We start from the raw sequence: 13,707 nt of genomic DNA on the forward strand, positions 1-13,707 counted from the left end.
TACGCGGCTTATAACCGGTATGGCGGCGAGAAGTCCATATGCGTTTACCCGTTCAACGGACACGAGGGCGGCGGCACTCAGCAGGCTGTGGAGAAGCTGACGTTCGTGGCGAAACGATGGCTCCTGTGACCGCTGAAACGGCGTTGGCCGGGTGTCGCCAGCAGGGAGCGATCCCGGCCGGCGACGTGCTGCTCAGCGACAACACCGTGGGCACGGTACAACGCCAGGGTGGGGTATGACTCTGGCGGCGACTGATGGGCGGCAGCAGTCAGCGCGGTGATCGGGAAGCCCTTCAAGCTTGGCTGGCCGACATCCTCGCCTGAGCACCTTGGTGTCGGCACCCGCGAAGGTCGTCATTCCTCTTGCAGTACCCTAATGTTGGACAACTCATGATCGAACACCACATTGCTGCACCGTCCCAGGAACGCTGGAACCAGCTGGCGACCACCCTGGGAGAACTCGCAAGCATCATCCTCGATTGGCACTTGGACACGCCTGACTGCCTCAGATTGACGTATGGCCATCCCTTGAGGCTGAGTGCGCCGCTCAGCAGTCTGGATCAGACCTTCCTGCTCAGTGATCTGCTGGAGCAGGCCCAGGCGATGGGCGCTTCTGTGCGCCTTGCCAACCCCGCCCCGGACCAGTGGGTGGCGTCCTTCGCCGACCGGCAACCCTTCGAGCGGGGCCCGATCAGCGTGATCGCTGTCAGTCGTGCCCTGCTCGCCTGGCACCGTGGCAAGGTGGATTAACGCTCGGTCGCTGCCTGACCAGGTGCCCAGAGGTTGGCAGGGACGATCCATGGACAAGGCCCCTTCGGCTCGCTGAGCCTGACCTGCTGAGGCTGGTTCACATCAAAAAAGCCATCACCCCCTTCGGCCAGAGCCGCTGTCGGGCCTCAGCATGAAACGTAGGACGTTCCCGCATGGCCGCGCTCTTGACCGCTGCTGGATCCCGCGCAAGACTGGGTGATGAACGGAACGGTCACGCCCACGTCCCCTGCCCCGCGTAAGCCCACGACGCAGGAACTGCGGCTTCGATTGGCCCGCGTGACGTACAACAGCCTGCGAATGGCGGGCTTCGAGCCGTCCTTCGAACAGATTCTGGCCTGGCAAGACGAGGCCCGCAAGCGCCAGGGCGCTCCTTGCCAGTGACGCCAGGCCCTTTCTGCCGGACGAAAGCCAGCACCCGGAGCGGGTCCCATCTTTGTTGTCGGTGAGCGAGTCGGAGACTTCGCCACTAAAACGGGCTGCCAGGCGATAACGGCACAGGCACCAGCGAATGCGGCCTGTTCTCCACGTCAGTTGCTGGGATCGCACGAGCAGAAGAACAGAATTTCCCACTACGAAGAGGTCGAGAGCCTTCCTGGTAGAGGTTCTGGCAACTTTGGTCATCCGAGACCGTAAGTTAAATCCCGGCCGGCTCAATCGATTCTGGCGGTCTGCCATCTCCCGCCCCGCCGAGTCAGGAACTGGCTTTCACGGTCGAATGCGTACACCTGGGCTTGATGCTGAAGTTGATCCAGCCTCCCTTCCTCCAGAAACGCCAGTTTGGTGAGCACCTCAGCGTCGGTGAGGGCGCGGGCGATCACCGTGACCTGCACCAGCCCGGATTCAAGGGGGCGGCCTGTCCGGGGATCAATCAGGTGATGGCCGCCGGTCCAGGCCCGCTTGAGCGTGCTGGAGGTGGCCACCCCCCAGACCCCAGGCGGGCATTCCAGGTACATCGCCGGGCCACCAAAGGGCCGCTCGATCTCCACGGCGAACCTGCCGGACTGCCGCAGCATCATGTCGCCGCCCGCATCGATAAAGCCGTCACCGTGCAGCTGGGTAAAGGCCCGTTGGGCGATCCACGATTTGGCAGTGCCGCCCAGATCGAGGCGCGTCCCGGCGGGCAGGCGCAGCAACTCGGGGGCGCAGACGATCTCCGAGGTGTCCGGAACGCGGGCCGCGCTACCCCAGTGGTCACCCAGGCGACCGGCATACCCGGCGGCCTCCAAGACTGGCAAGATAGCTGGCGTGACCAGGCCTCCAGTGCGCCGCGCCACGTCCAGGGCATGTGACACCGCCCGCACCAGGTCTAGCGGTGGATTGGCGAGTTCGCCTGTGGTGTTCAGGGTGGTCAGGGCCGAGGGCTTGAAGCGGGTCAGCAACTCGCCGAGGCACCGAATCTCCTGGGCTGCCGCCGCCTCGCCCTCACCGCTGACCTTGATCTGTGTGCCCAGCGCGTCAAACAGGAGCATCTGGATTAACCACCCTTTTGAACCGTTGCCCGCCGCGAACCGTGACTAACCATCTCCGAAAAGCGCAGGCCGAAGGTCAAGGTCACGGCGGCCACCGCTGCGCCGTACAACAGCCCCAAATTGTCGCTGCCGCTCAATATCCCGTGCAGGGTCAGCAGCGCAAAGGCGGGATACGACATCAGATGCACGGCCCGCCAAACGCGCACACTCAAATGCTTTCGCCACAGCGTCGAGAGGTATACCAGCGCCAGAGTGTAGGTTCCCAGCGTGCCCAGGCCGACAGCCAGCGGCGCGAAGTTCGACGTGCCCGGAATCAACAGGGCGCTCAGCGGCTGGGCGTACTGTCCGTCCACGGTCAGAAACAGACCGTGGGCGCTGCCCAGCACCAGCGCGAAGCCGCTCATGAGGCCATGCCAGCCGTATTGTTGAGCGCGGGCCAGCCAGGCCGGAGCGTAGCGGCTGCCCAGCAGCGCCCCGAAGGTCACCGTCATTGCCAGTGCCAGGTAAGCCACGATCCCGCTGGCCCGCAGCAGCGAGTAGGCCAGTGGCCCGGAGGTGAGATTCAGGGCGCTCAGCATGAAGCCGCCGATGAGCAGGGCCGCCAGCAAAAACGCCAGCGCGGCGTTGATAGGGTGACCCGTCACGGTATTGGGTGACTGGGCTGCTGGGACGCGGCTTGGAGTGGAAGTGGTCAGGTCATTCATCGGCTGGCTCCTGTGTGGCAGCGGGGAGGGCTTTAGCTGCCCCTGGTGGTCGCGATGACGGGGGCCTGGGTGGTCGGTGCCCACTGCGGCGCATTCCAAACTTGCGGCTCGTTGGAGGCCGTCTCCGGACCCTGGGACCAGGTACTGGCGTCGTCTGAGCCGGCACTGGCCGCGTCGGCGTTCGGCAACGCCGCCTGACTGAGCGGGGCCACGGACGCGGTGGCGGTGTGCGGATACATGGCCGTACCGATCCCGGCTGTCAGGCTGAGCGCCAGCAGCAGGGTCAGGCGGGTGGCCTGCAGACTGTTGAATTTCTTGGTGGAGTTGCTCATGGGTATCCTCCGATGTTCCGGTCATGGTGGCCGGTGCCTGAAGTCTCCTCTGGCGGATCGCAGGTTCAAATCACGCCTGATGGAGAAACGGAGAAGGACCGCCTCTGTAGCTGGCAGCCCTTCTCCGTTGGGGTTTGGTTCAGGTGTTCAAAGCCCGCTGAACGGGCCAGCATCCGTTCGCCGCCGATCCTGAGCAGCCAACGCACGGGTCACCCGCTTCATGCGGTCGCACGTACGCGCCTCAACCGGGTGACTGTAAACCCCGTCAACGCGAGCACCGCCAGTGCTATCAGCGCCCACGGCCCGGCGGTTCCCAGACGGTCGGCCAATACCCCCAGGGGATTGCTCCAGCCCACCCGGTCGCCGAGCCAGCCCAACGATGCTATGGCTGCCAGCGACGCGCCGAAGACACGCACCGGTGGATACAGCTTGGTCTGCGCCAGCAGGATCAGCCAGGGCATCGTCACCATGATCACCAGAAGCTGCATGGCCTCGATCCCGAGGTTGAAGCCCAGTAGGCTGAGCGCCGTCTGCCAGGTGCTGAGATTGAGTTCGGCCAGGGTGTACGAGAAGGCCAGGCCGTGAATCAGGCCGAAGCCGCCCGCAATCATGAGTTCGCGCCCCGGAAAGATGGGCCGCAGGGCGTGAACGGCGGAAACCAGAATCGAGACGGCGATCAGCGCCTCAATCGGCGCGTCCGGCACGGTCACGATGCGCAGCGTGCCGAGCAGCAGGGTCAGCGAGTGGCCCACCGTGAAGGCGGTGGTGATCTTGACGATGTTGAGGAGCGAGCGCCGGGTGCCGCCAAAATCTCCCCAGTGGGGCCGACGATTCATCACGGCGATCAGTGGGGCGGGCAGCAGCAGGGTCAGCAGGAACAGCAGGTGGTCGGTGCCCTCGGCAATGTGGTGAACGCCCAACATGAAAATACCGACGAAGCCCTGCCAGGCGCTGCCCCGCGCCTGATTGATGGGCAGCAGCGGCACCAGGTCAGTGCGCGGATCGGCCCGGATGATGCCGACCTCCACGCTCTCGTTGCCGCTCTCATTGTTCAGCCCGCGTTCCCAGTCGCGCCGCACCGACACCAGAATCGAGTGCGTTTTGACCTCGCGCACGATGGCGTCGTACTTCAGGGTGAAGTCGCGCACGCTCGCTCCCGCTGGGGGGATGAGCGTTACGGGCACCAAGAATTCCTGATAAGCCCCTGTAGCGGTTTGCTGCACCTGCGACAGTGTCGGCTGGCCGATCTCCACTGTCCAGGCTTGTCCGCTGGCTCCGGTGAGCGCCAAGTGCTGAGCGATGTAGGAACGCAAGGGTGCGCTGTACTGGGTCAGGGTCTGCGGGTTGTTCACCAGCTTCCAGTGCGTGGCCACCTCCAACTCATTGAGTGGGAGGGCGAGCTCCGCCGTGACCGCGTCACTGTGCAAGTCGAGTTGCACAGTGGTCGTCGGCATTGGGTGGGCGAGAACGTGCCCAGGCATTACAGCCAGAACAAGCGCGAGCAGGAAAGACATCAGCGAACGGGGAATAGAGCACGGGCGGATCATGCGATTACCTCGCTCAGGACTGGGGCGAATTCACGAACGGGTGACCTGATACTTCACGGTCAGTTGCCGCCCGTCGTTGCTGTGCTGCTGGCCGGTCACGCCGTACTGCCAGCCTGCGGCGGGCAGCAAGAAGATGTTGGCGATCCACTGGCTTTTGACCGGTTGATAGCGGTTCTCGTAACTCAGGCTCTGAGCACCCGCCGCGTCCGCGCGCTTGGCGAGGGCGTAAATCTTGAGAACGGCGTTTCCGGTCTTGAGGTCCGAATACGGCGGCATCTCTACGGTATCCAGCGTCCAGCTCACGACCACGCCGTTCAGCTTGAGTGTGGACTGGCGCAGCACGAGCTTGGCGTAACTGCGCGCCTCGGTGCCGGTAATTTTACCGTCGGTATCGGTGTCGATGGCGCTCAGGACCGTGGCGGCCACCTGCGTTCCTGGGGTGAGGTCCAGCTCCAGCTGCACCTTCCCCGGCGCGAGAGTCAGGTACGCGCCCTGCACCACCTCGTCCACCGGATGTGCCTGGGCCAGGCCCAGCAGCAGGGCCAGAAGTGTCAGGGCAGACTTTTTCATCTCACTTCGTCCAGGCCGCGCCGTAATCGTTGGTGGGATCGCGGTACATCGAGTGGATATGGTTGGCCGGATCGTTGCCCATGCTCTGCGGCGAGTACTCGATCAGCACGGTAGGGCCGGTGCCGCGGTAGTAGAAGTTGCCGCCGGCGGTGGTGGGACCGTACCAGGCGAAGTACGTCTGATCCAGGTTCTTCTCGATGTCGGCCAGCTTGGGGGCCAGGTCATCGTCGTTGAGGGCGTTCATTCTTTCCTTGACCAAGGTTAGGAAGGCCGACTTCTGCGCGGCGGTCATGGCGCTGCCCGGCAGCCCCTCGGCTTGCAGGGTCTTGCCGTCCTGACCGGGGCCAAGCACCAGGTCGATGCGCTGGGTGCTGATCATTGCCTTGGCCTGTTGGGCAGCGTTCAGGCTGTCCAACAGGGTGTGGGCGTCCTTGACCTCCTGCGGGACGTCCTCAACGACTGTGATGGTTTGGCCGTTGACGGTGGTGTAGATCGGCTGCCCACCGGTCAGGCTGGGTGCCAGGGTGATATTGCTGCCGTCCACCGTCGCGTTGATCGCCAAGTGATGGCCGCCGAACTGGAGCGTCCAGGCCGTCGTGGTGGAGGGGCTGCCCAGGAACGACACGTAATATTCGTCGCTGCCGAATTGCAGGTTGCCTCCGCCGCCCTGGGCTTTGAGCACGTCGTCGGCGGCCATCTGCTGCTGCACCATTTTCAGACCGTCAGTACTCAGTACCGTGCTGAGCAGGGTCGTGAGGGCCATACGTTGTGCGGCACTCAGATTCCCCCACTTCACCCCGGCCCGTTGAAAGATGCCGGTGGGAAAATTGGACCAGCGGGCGCGCTGAGCAACGTCAGTCCAGGCGAAGCTGATCGCCGTTTTCTGCGTGGCGCTGAGCGAGGCGAGGAAGGCTTTGGCTGCGTCCACAACTTTGGTGGTCTGCGCGTCGGCAGCGGTGGTCACGCTGGGGCCGGGGGTGGTGGTCGACACCGTGGTTTGCGTGGTCGCGGCGCTGGAGTTGCACGAAGTCAGCGCGGCGGTCAGCATCAGGGCCAGGACGGAGAATTTGGGTTTATTCATGGTGAAACCTCTTTAGAAATTGGGCGATGGGCTGAAGGTCAGCAGGGTTTATCCGGTATGAGCCACGCGTTTCTGCGTTCCTGGAACCAAGCATGCTGGCCATCCATTCAGACCTCATGCACGGAATGTGAAGACCGAATGAATACGGCATGAACAGGCTTCGATCCGTATCACACCAGAGGCGGCGGTCCAGCGCCTCTACCCAGCGGAATTACTTGAGGGTCGTCCAGCCCGCGCCGTACTCATTGGTCGGGTCGCGGTACATGTTGTGCAGGTGGTTGGCCGGATCGCCGTCGTTAGCCTGCGGAGAGAACTCAATGATCGCCGTGGGAGCCGTGACCCGGAAATACGCGGCGCTGTCCGCTGCTGTCGGGCCGTACCACGCGAAGTACGATTGATTCAGGTCTTTTTGAATCTGGGCCATCTTCACCGCCAGATCATCGGCATTGAGAATGCCCAGACGTTCTTTGATCAGTGCCAGGAAGAGCGCTTTTTGCACGGCGGTCATGGCGCTCCCTGGCAAGCCTTCGGGCTGCAAGGTCTGGCCGTCGTGTCCTGGCCCCAGCACCAGATCGGTGCGGGTGGTGCTGATGACCACTTCCGCCTGCTGCGCTAACGTCAAGCTGCTGAGCAGGGCAGACGCGGCCTTCATTTCCAGCGGCACCTGCGGAATGATGGTGTAGCTCTGGTTGTTGAAGCTCACCTTGACCGGCTCGCCGCCCGTTAATGAAGGTGACAAGGTGATGTTGGAGCCGACGACGGTGGCGTTGATGGCCAGGTGATGGCCGCCGAACTGGAGCATCCACGGCGAGGTGGTGCTGGGCGTGCCGACGAACGAGACGAAATAATAGCCGCTGCCGAAACTCACCATAGGCCGCGCTCCGCCAGCCGGCGGCCCGCCTGCTGGACCAGCAGGGTTGGTGCTGCCCGTGGCGTTCGGAGGTGCCTGAGTGGTGTTCTGCGTTCCTGTGGTGGCCGTACTTGTGGTTTTGGCAGTCTTTGCAGGCGCAGTATTGCCCCCAGGGTTGACGCTGCCCTGCGCAGCGGGTGATCCCTGATCGGTGGCGGCGATGAAGTCGTCGGCGTTCATCTGTCCCTTGAGCATGTTCAGGCCCTGCTCGCTGAGGACAGTGCCCAGCATGGTCATCAATGCTGCTTTCTGGGTAACGTTGAGGTCGGCCCAGCGTACGCCTTGGCGGTTAACCCCGGCCCCACCCTGCGGAAAGTTTGACCAGTTGGTTCGCTGCTTGCTGTCCGTCCAGGCGAACAGCACTGCTTTTTTCTGAGCCGCGCTCAGGGTGTCGAGAAAGGCGTTGGCAGCGGCCACGGCCTTAGCACTTTGGGTATCGGCTGTGGTGCTGGCTGCCACAGGTATACCTGCGCCGCCTGCTGAGGCCAGTGAGAGGATGGGCAGGGCCGCGCCGCAGAAGGCAGCGGCGATCAGGCCGGAAAGCAGTGTCTTATTCAGCATCATTGTTCCTCATTTTCTGGAGTGGCCCGCACTTCTTCGGGACACAGGGAGTGGTCTGTTGGCGGCGGATGGGCGGGGTTCTTATGGCATTGCTGACCTCTCAAGTCCGGGTCAAATGTGGGTAGAAATTAGCGTCCGGCTTTTGCCTGGCCCGTCAAACGGCCCCAGACGTAGCGCTGGAACACGTTGACAATCCATTTACGGTGCATGGCGACGTGCAGGGCCAGGATGACAATCCCAGCGTCGGCAGAGAGGCCATGGAGCCGCCGCCAGGGGCCAGCGTGCTCGTCCACGCTCAGGCCCAGCGCGGGCAGCACCGACTTGGAAATCAGCAGGCCGCTGAGGATGATCACTGTCATGTCGATGTAAAAAATCAAGTTCAGCAGATAACCCAGCCGGGTCTCGGTGGGCAGTTGACTCAGCAGCTTGCGGGTGATGCCGCTGATCCAGTCCCAGTGCAGCACCAGGTGGAGAATGATGGCAAAACTCAGCGCGACGCTGCCCCACTCATGAATTGGAATACCGGTGCCGTGCGGCTGCATCGCCAGAATAAAGGCGACAAAGGTGCAACTATCCAGCACCATATTGACAATGGTGGCGTTGCTCTTTTTCTTGGGCGGTTGTCCAGGCTGTGACTCTGGGGGCAAGGTCGTGGTCATGGGCGTCTCCTCTGATTCGACTCGGCAGGTGTGTCGGCGCGGCGACTGGCCAGCCAGTCCAGGCCAGAAAGGGCCAACCAAGCCAGAGCGACGAATGCCAGGTCTTTGCCGACTTCAGCCCACTGAAAGCTCCCACCGCCCTCACCACGTGGCCTGCCCACAGGTGCGCCGGACAGGGTGGCTGGGCCACGGCTGGAGGAACTGGTGTTTGCCGATCCAGCGTTCGTCGCCCTGTCGCTGGCTGGAGCCGTGCCTGACAGGCTCTGGATTTGCGTGGGTGGGCCGCCATACCTCCCCGTCATCTCAAAACGGCTCAAAGCACCGAGTTGATTCAGGCCCAACACACCAGCAGCGAACAGGAGCGCGACACCGAAAAATAAAAGGGAGCGGTAAAACCATTTCATGCGGCCTCCTTTGATCAACTGGTTGCTTCTTTGAATGAAAGATTCCCTGGTATGAAGTAGTAATCGTCAGTTCTCCTTCACACTTCGAAGTATGCAATCCATCTATACAAAATTCACGTATAATTTATTCAGAAACGGCGAAGAATGGCACAAAATATTATTAATTTTGCATGATAGAGGTAATATTTTCTACAGACGGCCTTTTGCTCATCTCTAGAAAAATAAAGCGCGAATTTGCAATTATGGCCTCAAGAAAACATGATCCGATTGTTTTAACATTCACTCCCAGACCCGTTCCCCACCAACGTCGCCGGCGAGCGGCCAGGACGAAACCTCTCGCTGGCTACAGCCTGACGGGCCAATGTAACGATCTTGTAAATAAGGCCCAGCTCAATACCAACTCGGTCTAGGCCTCTCTGGGCAAGACCAGCGCCGCCCGCAGGCCACCGCGAGGCTGATTGACCAGTTCGAGATGGCCACCGTGCGCTTCCACAATCGCTTTCACCAACGCCAGACCCAGGCCCGCCCCGCCCCTGCCCTGCGCCTGCTCGCCGCGCTGGAAGGCCTCAGTCAGACGCGGCATGTCGGCCTCAGGAATGCCAGGACCACAATCTCGCACCGTCAGACGGACGAGCTGGCTGTCCATCTGACAGAAAGCATCAATCGTTGACCCGGGAGGGCTGTAGTTGATGGCGTTCTGAATCAGGTTCCCGGCAGCCAGCACCAGGGCGCTGAAGTCGCCAGATGTGCCAGCGTCAGTCAGCGTGACCTGAAGGCGCATTCCGTGCTGCTGAGCGTCGGCGCTGTGCAACTCGGTGGCCATCAATAGCACGTCCGCCAGATTCACGGCGCGCGGTGCGGCGGGCCGTGACGCCTGGGCCAGGCCCATCAAGCGGTGTGTCAGGGCGCTCATGTCCTCGCTCACGTCCAACACTTGGCTTAGCGTGTGACGGTACTGCTCTGGAGTGCGTGGCTGCTCCAAGGCCAGACTGGCCGCCGCCCGGATCACGCTGATGGGCGTACGGAGCTCATGAGCGCTGGCATGTGCAAAAAGCCGCTCGCGGGTGAGTTGAGCGTCCAGTTTGCTGAGCATCTCATTGATGGTGTGGGTCAGTCGCGTGAGTTCATCTCTGCCGGGGGCCAGCGGCACGCGCTCGCCGGGACGACCACTCCGTGCAATCCGGGCCGCCAGATCACTGACCTGATTGACGGGCTTGAGGGCCCGGTCCGCCAGGACGTAGCCGACGCCAAGCGTCAACACCAGCAGCAGCGGCAGCCCCAGCAGTTCCAGGCGCAGGATCTGTCTCAGGGATGTGCGCACCGCTGCGTCTGACTGACTGGCCTGAATCCAACCAGCAGGCACCCTGAGTGTGAAGACACGTTCTGGGCCGATTTGCGCTGTCCCAGCCGTGGCTCTGAATCCCACGCGTGATGGCCCCCAGTCCACCTCGCGTCCCTGAGGATCATAGACGGTCAGGCGAATGGGCTGCTGCCGGTTGAGTTCATCGAGGCCAGTTCCCGGTCCAGGCGGCAGCGCTTTCACCTCAGCAGCCTCGATCTGGGCCTGTTTTCGGGCGTACACCCGCAGGCTTTCATCCAGGCTGGCATACAGCGTGTGGCGTAGCGCGGCGTGGCTGAACGCCCCGGCAATCAGGAGCGTGAGTCCCAGAAGCAGCGCGTAGGTGAGCGTGAGCCGCCAGCGAAAACTCAAGCGCTGACCTCACCCAAGCGGTAGCCGTGCCCGCGCACGGTCACGATCACGCCCTCACCGAGTTTGCGGCGCAAATTGCCCACGTAGACGTCAACCACCCGGCTTTCTACATCTGGCTGTCCTGCCCAGACACGAGTGATCAGGTCATCGCGCGAGTAGGCCCGCTCCGGCTGAAGAGCGAAACCTTCCAGAAGTTCAAATTCTCTGGGCGTTAGGGGCATGCTATGGCCGGCACGGTCAAGAACCTGACGCCTCAGCAAATGCAGTTTGAAGCCGCCTGGCAAGGTGAGGGCGTTGCTGGGCTGTCTCGCCGAGCGGCGCACCAGGGCCGAGAGGCGCGAGCGCAACTCGCGGAAATCAAAGGGTTTACTCAAGTAGTCGTCTCCCCCGACGTCCAGCCCCGTCAGCCGGGAATCCACGTCGGAGCGTGCTGTTAGAAAGAGAATGGGCGTAGCATTCCCCTGATCACGCAGGCGCTGGGCCACCTGAAAACCAGCCTCCTGACCTTCAGTCAGCATCACGTCCAGAATCAGAGCATCAAATCCACCTGTCATGGCCAGGTTGAATCCCTGATGAGTAGAGGCGGTTTCCTCCACACTGTGTCCGGCTTCTTGCAGCCCCGCCGCGATGAGCGCCCGCAGGCGTGGGTCGTCTTCCAGAAGCATGAGGCGCATAGGGGCAGTGTATGGGGGAGTTGTAACGGAACAGCAAAGGTCGCAGGAAGAACGATACGTGCGTTGAATGGTCGGGGATCAAGAGTCTTGATTCAGTCGATTGCTCAGCCTGTCACTTTACCGGCTGTTCAGGTGCTGTAAGCCGCACCCGCCACCGGCACCTGGAACGTCGTCAATGCTGTGGTGCCCGACATGACCGTCACGTTGGCCATTGCATACACCGCCGTTTGAGCGGAGACCCGCTCAGTGTCAACGCTCAGCATCAAGAAGCCGTTTTGCTGGCTCACACCGCTCAAGCTGATGGTCACGCCTTCCGGCAGTCCGGTTATTTCCAGCGTCAGGTCGCCAGGAATCGTGTTGCCCACGGCGCTCATCGGGATCAAGACGCTTTGCCACGCCGCCTCGGTGTACAACGTGGTGTAGGGCATATCGTCACTGTCGATGATGGCTGGTGAGTAGAGTGCTGGAGCTGCCGAGGCCGTGGCCAGGGTGGAGACGCTCAGGGACAGCATACTTAAAGCAATCAACATCAGTTTCTTCATAACGGGCCTCCCGAAGTGGTCCTGGTTCACCACTTCTGTAACCTAAGGATCGGCGGTCCCGATGCAGAGCAAACTCAAATACTGTGCAGGTTCAGACCCGGCTTTTCCATCTCTCTCCATCGAATCTGCACACAGGCAACAAGCAGTGGGCGGGCCAGGCTTGCTGGTGTTGGTTCTTCGCAGTCGTGTTGCTCGACGACGTCCACCAGAGAAGTAGGAGCTACCAGGCGGGGAATCTGTTCAGGGAGAGCTGTCTGTGCTGCTCGGCTGCTGCGTCGAGCTGCTCACGGTCGCTTTGGCCAGCATGTCGGCACTCAGGTGGCTGGCCCCGCGCAGGTCTGCTCTCGAAAAGTTGGCACCTGCCACCTGGGCTTGACTGAAATCCACGTCCTTGAGGACGGCATTCTTGAAATTGGCTCTGGTGAGCTGGGTGCCCGTGAACTGAATCCCACTCAGGGTACTGCCCTCCAGATGCACGCCCGTCAGGTCCGCCGAGCGGAAGTTCAGATTCTCGATGGTCTCGCCGGACATCTGGGCGTTGCGGGCCGAGACGCCCGCCAGGCTCAGGGGCCGGGTCAGATCGCTGCGGTTGGCCAATCCCACCAGGGCGGCCTGCACAGCCTCAGCTGCGTTGCTGGGAACGTAGGCGGCGGCCTTAATTTGCGCGGTCACGGCGTGCTGCTGGCGCAGATAAGCGGCCAACACCTGACTGGCGGCAAAAGCGTTGTCCGACGAAGTGCGGGTCAGGCTGCCCGGTACGAACACGCCGCCCAGACGCGAATTGAAATTTTCGCTGGAGAGCAGCGTGATGGCACTGGAGAAGCGGGCGTTGGCCTCGCTGACTTGCGACTGCACCTGGGAGTGGACCACGGTGGCGAGCGTGGCCAGCAGGGGCAACTGCGGTTGAGGACGGCCCGGCGGTTGGGCGGCGGCGTGGACATGGCGCAGTGTACCGTGACCGTGCCGAGCGCCCGAATATCTTATGTTCTACTTGTTGGGCTGATTACAAGGTGCACTAGACCTGGATGTAACCTTCGCAAAACGGTGGTTGTGTAAAGCATGCCGAGTTCTGACGCTTCCGTACCGAGAGAACCGCCGCGCAGCAAGTCGCCGATTCCACCGCCTTCACGCCGCCGCCTGCCCGCCTGGGCCATCACCATTCCGCTGCTGTGCCTGGCGGCCTACGGCGGCTACCGCCTGGGCCAGCCTACCGCCACCATCCAGACCACGAGCGGCTTTAGTCAGGCTGGAGGAGCCAGCAGTCAGATTCAGCTCGGTCAGGCGTCCGGTAGCCAAGGTCAAAACGGCCAGACTGACACTGGGCAGAAAAGTGCCAGTACGGGCAGCCAGAGCCGAACTGGACAAGCAGCACAGAGTGCGACCAAAGCCCCCGATCAGGCCAGCGTCACCATTCCAGTCACAGCGGCCCCGGTCAAGGCCGGAGCGCTGACCACCAACCGCAGCACCACCGGCACTGTCGCCGCCGCCCAGACCACCACCGTCACCGCCCGCAGCAGCGGCACGGTCCAGACCCTCGAAGCCCAGGTCGGGCAAAGCGTCCAGGCGGGCGAGACGGTGGTGCTGCTGAGTAATCCCGATCTTAATGCCAGCGTGCAGAGCGCCCAGAACGCCCTGCAAAGTGCTCAGGCCCAGCTCGCCAACCAGAGCACCACCCTCACCTCCAACCGCACCCAGCTCGAGCAGGCGGTCAAATCGGCCCAGCTCGCCCTGCAAAACGCCCAGGAGACCTACAACGCTTCCAAGCAAATTTAT

Annotated in this window: 15 protein-coding genes and 1 pseudogene; 4 read left to right on the forward strand and 12 right to left on the reverse strand. The window is 62.4% G+C overall.

Going from position 1 to position 13,707, the window contains the following annotated elements; all coding sequences use genetic code 11:
• From GUI70_RS25320 to GUI70_RS21615, 3 genes are all read left to right on the forward strand, one after another.
• Positions 1-129 (forward strand): acetylxylan esterase (locus tag GUI70_RS25320; protein ID WP_161884354.1); only part of this gene is annotated, 129 nt, incomplete at its 5' end.
• 260 nt (positions 130-389) lie between these two features.
• Positions 390-749 carry a hypothetical protein gene (locus tag GUI70_RS21610; protein ID WP_161884355.1) on the forward strand — a complete coding sequence of 120 codons (360 nt, stop codon included), beginning with the start codon at positions 390-392 and terminating at the stop codon, positions 747-749.
• Between the two features lie 219 nt (positions 750-968).
• Positions 969-1,151, forward strand: coding sequence for a hypothetical protein (locus GUI70_RS21615; protein WP_161884356.1), 183 nt, complete (start codon positions 969-971; stop codon positions 1,149-1,151).
• A gap of 269 nt (positions 1,152-1,420) precedes the next feature.
• Here GUI70_RS21615 and GUI70_RS21620 read toward each other — a convergent pair whose 3' ends face one another.
• From GUI70_RS21620 to GUI70_RS21675, 12 genes are all read right to left on the reverse strand, one after another.
• Positions 1,421-2,239 carry an FAD:protein FMN transferase gene (locus GUI70_RS21620; protein WP_161884357.1) on the reverse strand — a complete coding sequence of 273 codons (819 nt, stop codon included), beginning with the start codon at positions 2,237-2,239 and terminating at the stop codon, positions 1,421-1,423.
• 5 nt (positions 2,240-2,244) lie between these two features.
• A complete protein-coding gene (locus tag GUI70_RS21625) occupies positions 2,245-2,943 on the reverse strand; it encodes a ferric reductase-like transmembrane domain-containing protein (RefSeq protein ID WP_161884358.1) in 699 nt (232 codons plus the stop codon).
• Positions 2,944-2,975: 32 nt separating this feature from the next.
• The gene (locus GUI70_RS21630; protein ID WP_161884359.1) at positions 2,976-3,275 is read right to left on the reverse strand and encodes a hypothetical protein; all 300 of its coding nucleotides are present in this window, start codon (positions 3,273-3,275) and stop codon (positions 2,976-2,978) included.
• Between the two features lie 218 nt (positions 3,276-3,493).
• Positions 3,494-4,729: a HupE/UreJ family protein gene (locus tag GUI70_RS21635; protein ID WP_161884360.1), complete on the reverse strand. Its 1,236-nt coding sequence runs from the start codon at positions 4,727-4,729 to the stop codon at positions 3,494-3,496.
• Positions 4,730-4,852: 123 nt separating this feature from the next.
• The gene (locus GUI70_RS21640; RefSeq protein WP_161884361.1) at positions 4,853-5,392 is read right to left on the reverse strand and encodes a hypothetical protein; all 540 of its coding nucleotides are present in this window, start codon (positions 5,390-5,392) and stop codon (positions 4,853-4,855) included.
• A 1-nt stretch (position 5,393) separates the two neighbouring features.
• Positions 5,394-6,473, reverse strand: coding sequence for a DUF3500 domain-containing protein (locus tag GUI70_RS21645; protein WP_161884362.1), 1,080 nt, complete (start codon positions 6,471-6,473; stop codon positions 5,394-5,396).
• 211 nt (positions 6,474-6,684) lie between these two features.
• On the reverse strand, positions 6,685-7,947 hold the full coding sequence (locus GUI70_RS21650; RefSeq protein ID WP_161884363.1) for a DUF3500 domain-containing protein: 1,263 nt from the start codon (positions 7,945-7,947) through the stop codon (positions 6,685-6,687).
• 125 nt (positions 7,948-8,072) lie between these two features.
• Positions 8,073-8,603: a DUF4405 domain-containing protein gene (locus GUI70_RS21655; RefSeq protein ID WP_161884364.1), complete on the reverse strand. Its 531-nt coding sequence runs from the start codon at positions 8,601-8,603 to the stop codon at positions 8,073-8,075.
• A gap of 810 nt (positions 8,604-9,413) precedes the next feature.
• Positions 9,414-10,718 (reverse strand): sensor histidine kinase, encoded by a 1,305-nt coding sequence (locus tag GUI70_RS21660; protein WP_161884365.1) that lies wholly within the window; start codon positions 10,716-10,718, stop codon positions 9,414-9,416.
• Entirely contained in the window at positions 10,715-11,392 is a 678-nt protein-coding gene (locus GUI70_RS21665; protein WP_161884366.1) for a response regulator transcription factor, read from the reverse strand. Before GUI70_RS21665 ends, GUI70_RS21660 begins: the two co-directional genes overlap by 4 nt.
• 128 nt (positions 11,393-11,520) lie before the next feature.
• Positions 11,521-11,934, reverse strand: coding sequence for a hypothetical protein (locus GUI70_RS21670; protein WP_161884367.1), 414 nt, complete (start codon positions 11,932-11,934; stop codon positions 11,521-11,523).
• A gap of 240 nt (positions 11,935-12,174) precedes the next feature.
• Complete coding sequence (locus GUI70_RS21675) at positions 12,175-12,804, reverse strand: pentapeptide repeat-containing protein (protein WP_161884368.1); 630 nt, start codon at positions 12,802-12,804, stop codon at positions 12,175-12,177.
• Between the two features lie 189 nt (positions 12,805-12,993).
• On the opposite strand from GUI70_RS21675, the pseudogene GUI70_RS21680 reads away from it, so the two are divergent.
• A pseudogene (locus GUI70_RS21680) lies at positions 12,994-13,707 on the forward strand (hypothetical protein); the annotation flags it as partial.

It is taken from the genome of Deinococcus alpinitundrae, assembly GCF_009982895.1.
GTDB classification, from domain to species: domain Bacteria; phylum Deinococcota; class Deinococci; order Deinococcales; family Deinococcaceae; genus Deinococcus; species Deinococcus alpinitundrae.

Excerpts from the sequence above, each read along its gene's own strand:
- GUI70_RS21670 (WP_161884367.1), bottom strand. The coding sequence starts at position 11,934 with ATGAAGAAACTGATGTTGATTGCTTTAAGTATGCTGTCCCTGAGCGTC.
- GUI70_RS21640 (WP_161884361.1), bottom strand. The coding sequence starts at position 5,392 with ATGAAAAAGTCTGCCCTGACACTTCTGGCCCTGCTGCTGGGCCTGGCC.
- GUI70_RS21635 (WP_161884360.1), bottom strand. The coding sequence starts at position 4,729 with ATGCCGACGACCACTGTGCAACTCGACTTGCACAGTGACGCGGTCACG.
- GUI70_RS21625 (WP_161884358.1), bottom strand. The coding sequence starts at position 2,943 with ATGAATGACCTGACCACTTCCACTCCAAGCCGCGTCCCAGCAGCCCAG.
- GUI70_RS21630 (WP_161884359.1), bottom strand. The coding sequence starts at position 3,275 with ATGAGCAACTCCACCAAGAAATTCAACAGTCTGCAGGCCACCCGCCTG.
- GUI70_RS21610 (WP_161884355.1), top strand. The coding sequence starts at position 390 with ATGATCGAACACCACATTGCTGCACCGTCCCAGGAACGCTGGAACCAG.
- GUI70_RS21650 (WP_161884363.1), bottom strand. The coding sequence starts at position 7,947 with ATGATGCTGAATAAGACACTGCTTTCCGGCCTGATCGCCGCTGCCTTC.
- GUI70_RS21645 (WP_161884362.1), bottom strand. The coding sequence starts at position 6,473 with ATGAATAAACCCAAATTCTCCGTCCTGGCCCTGATGCTGACCGCCGCG.
- GUI70_RS21655 (WP_161884364.1), bottom strand. The coding sequence starts at position 8,603 with ATGACCACGACCTTGCCCCCAGAGTCACAGCCTGGACAACCGCCCAAG.
- GUI70_RS21665 (WP_161884366.1), bottom strand. The coding sequence starts at position 11,392 with ATGCGCCTCATGCTTCTGGAAGACGACCCACGCCTGCGGGCGCTCATC.
- GUI70_RS21615 (WP_161884356.1), top strand. The coding sequence starts at position 969 with ATGAACGGAACGGTCACGCCCACGTCCCCTGCCCCGCGTAAGCCCACG.
- GUI70_RS21620 (WP_161884357.1), bottom strand. The coding sequence starts at position 2,239 with ATGCTCCTGTTTGACGCGCTGGGCACACAGATCAAGGTCAGCGGTGAG.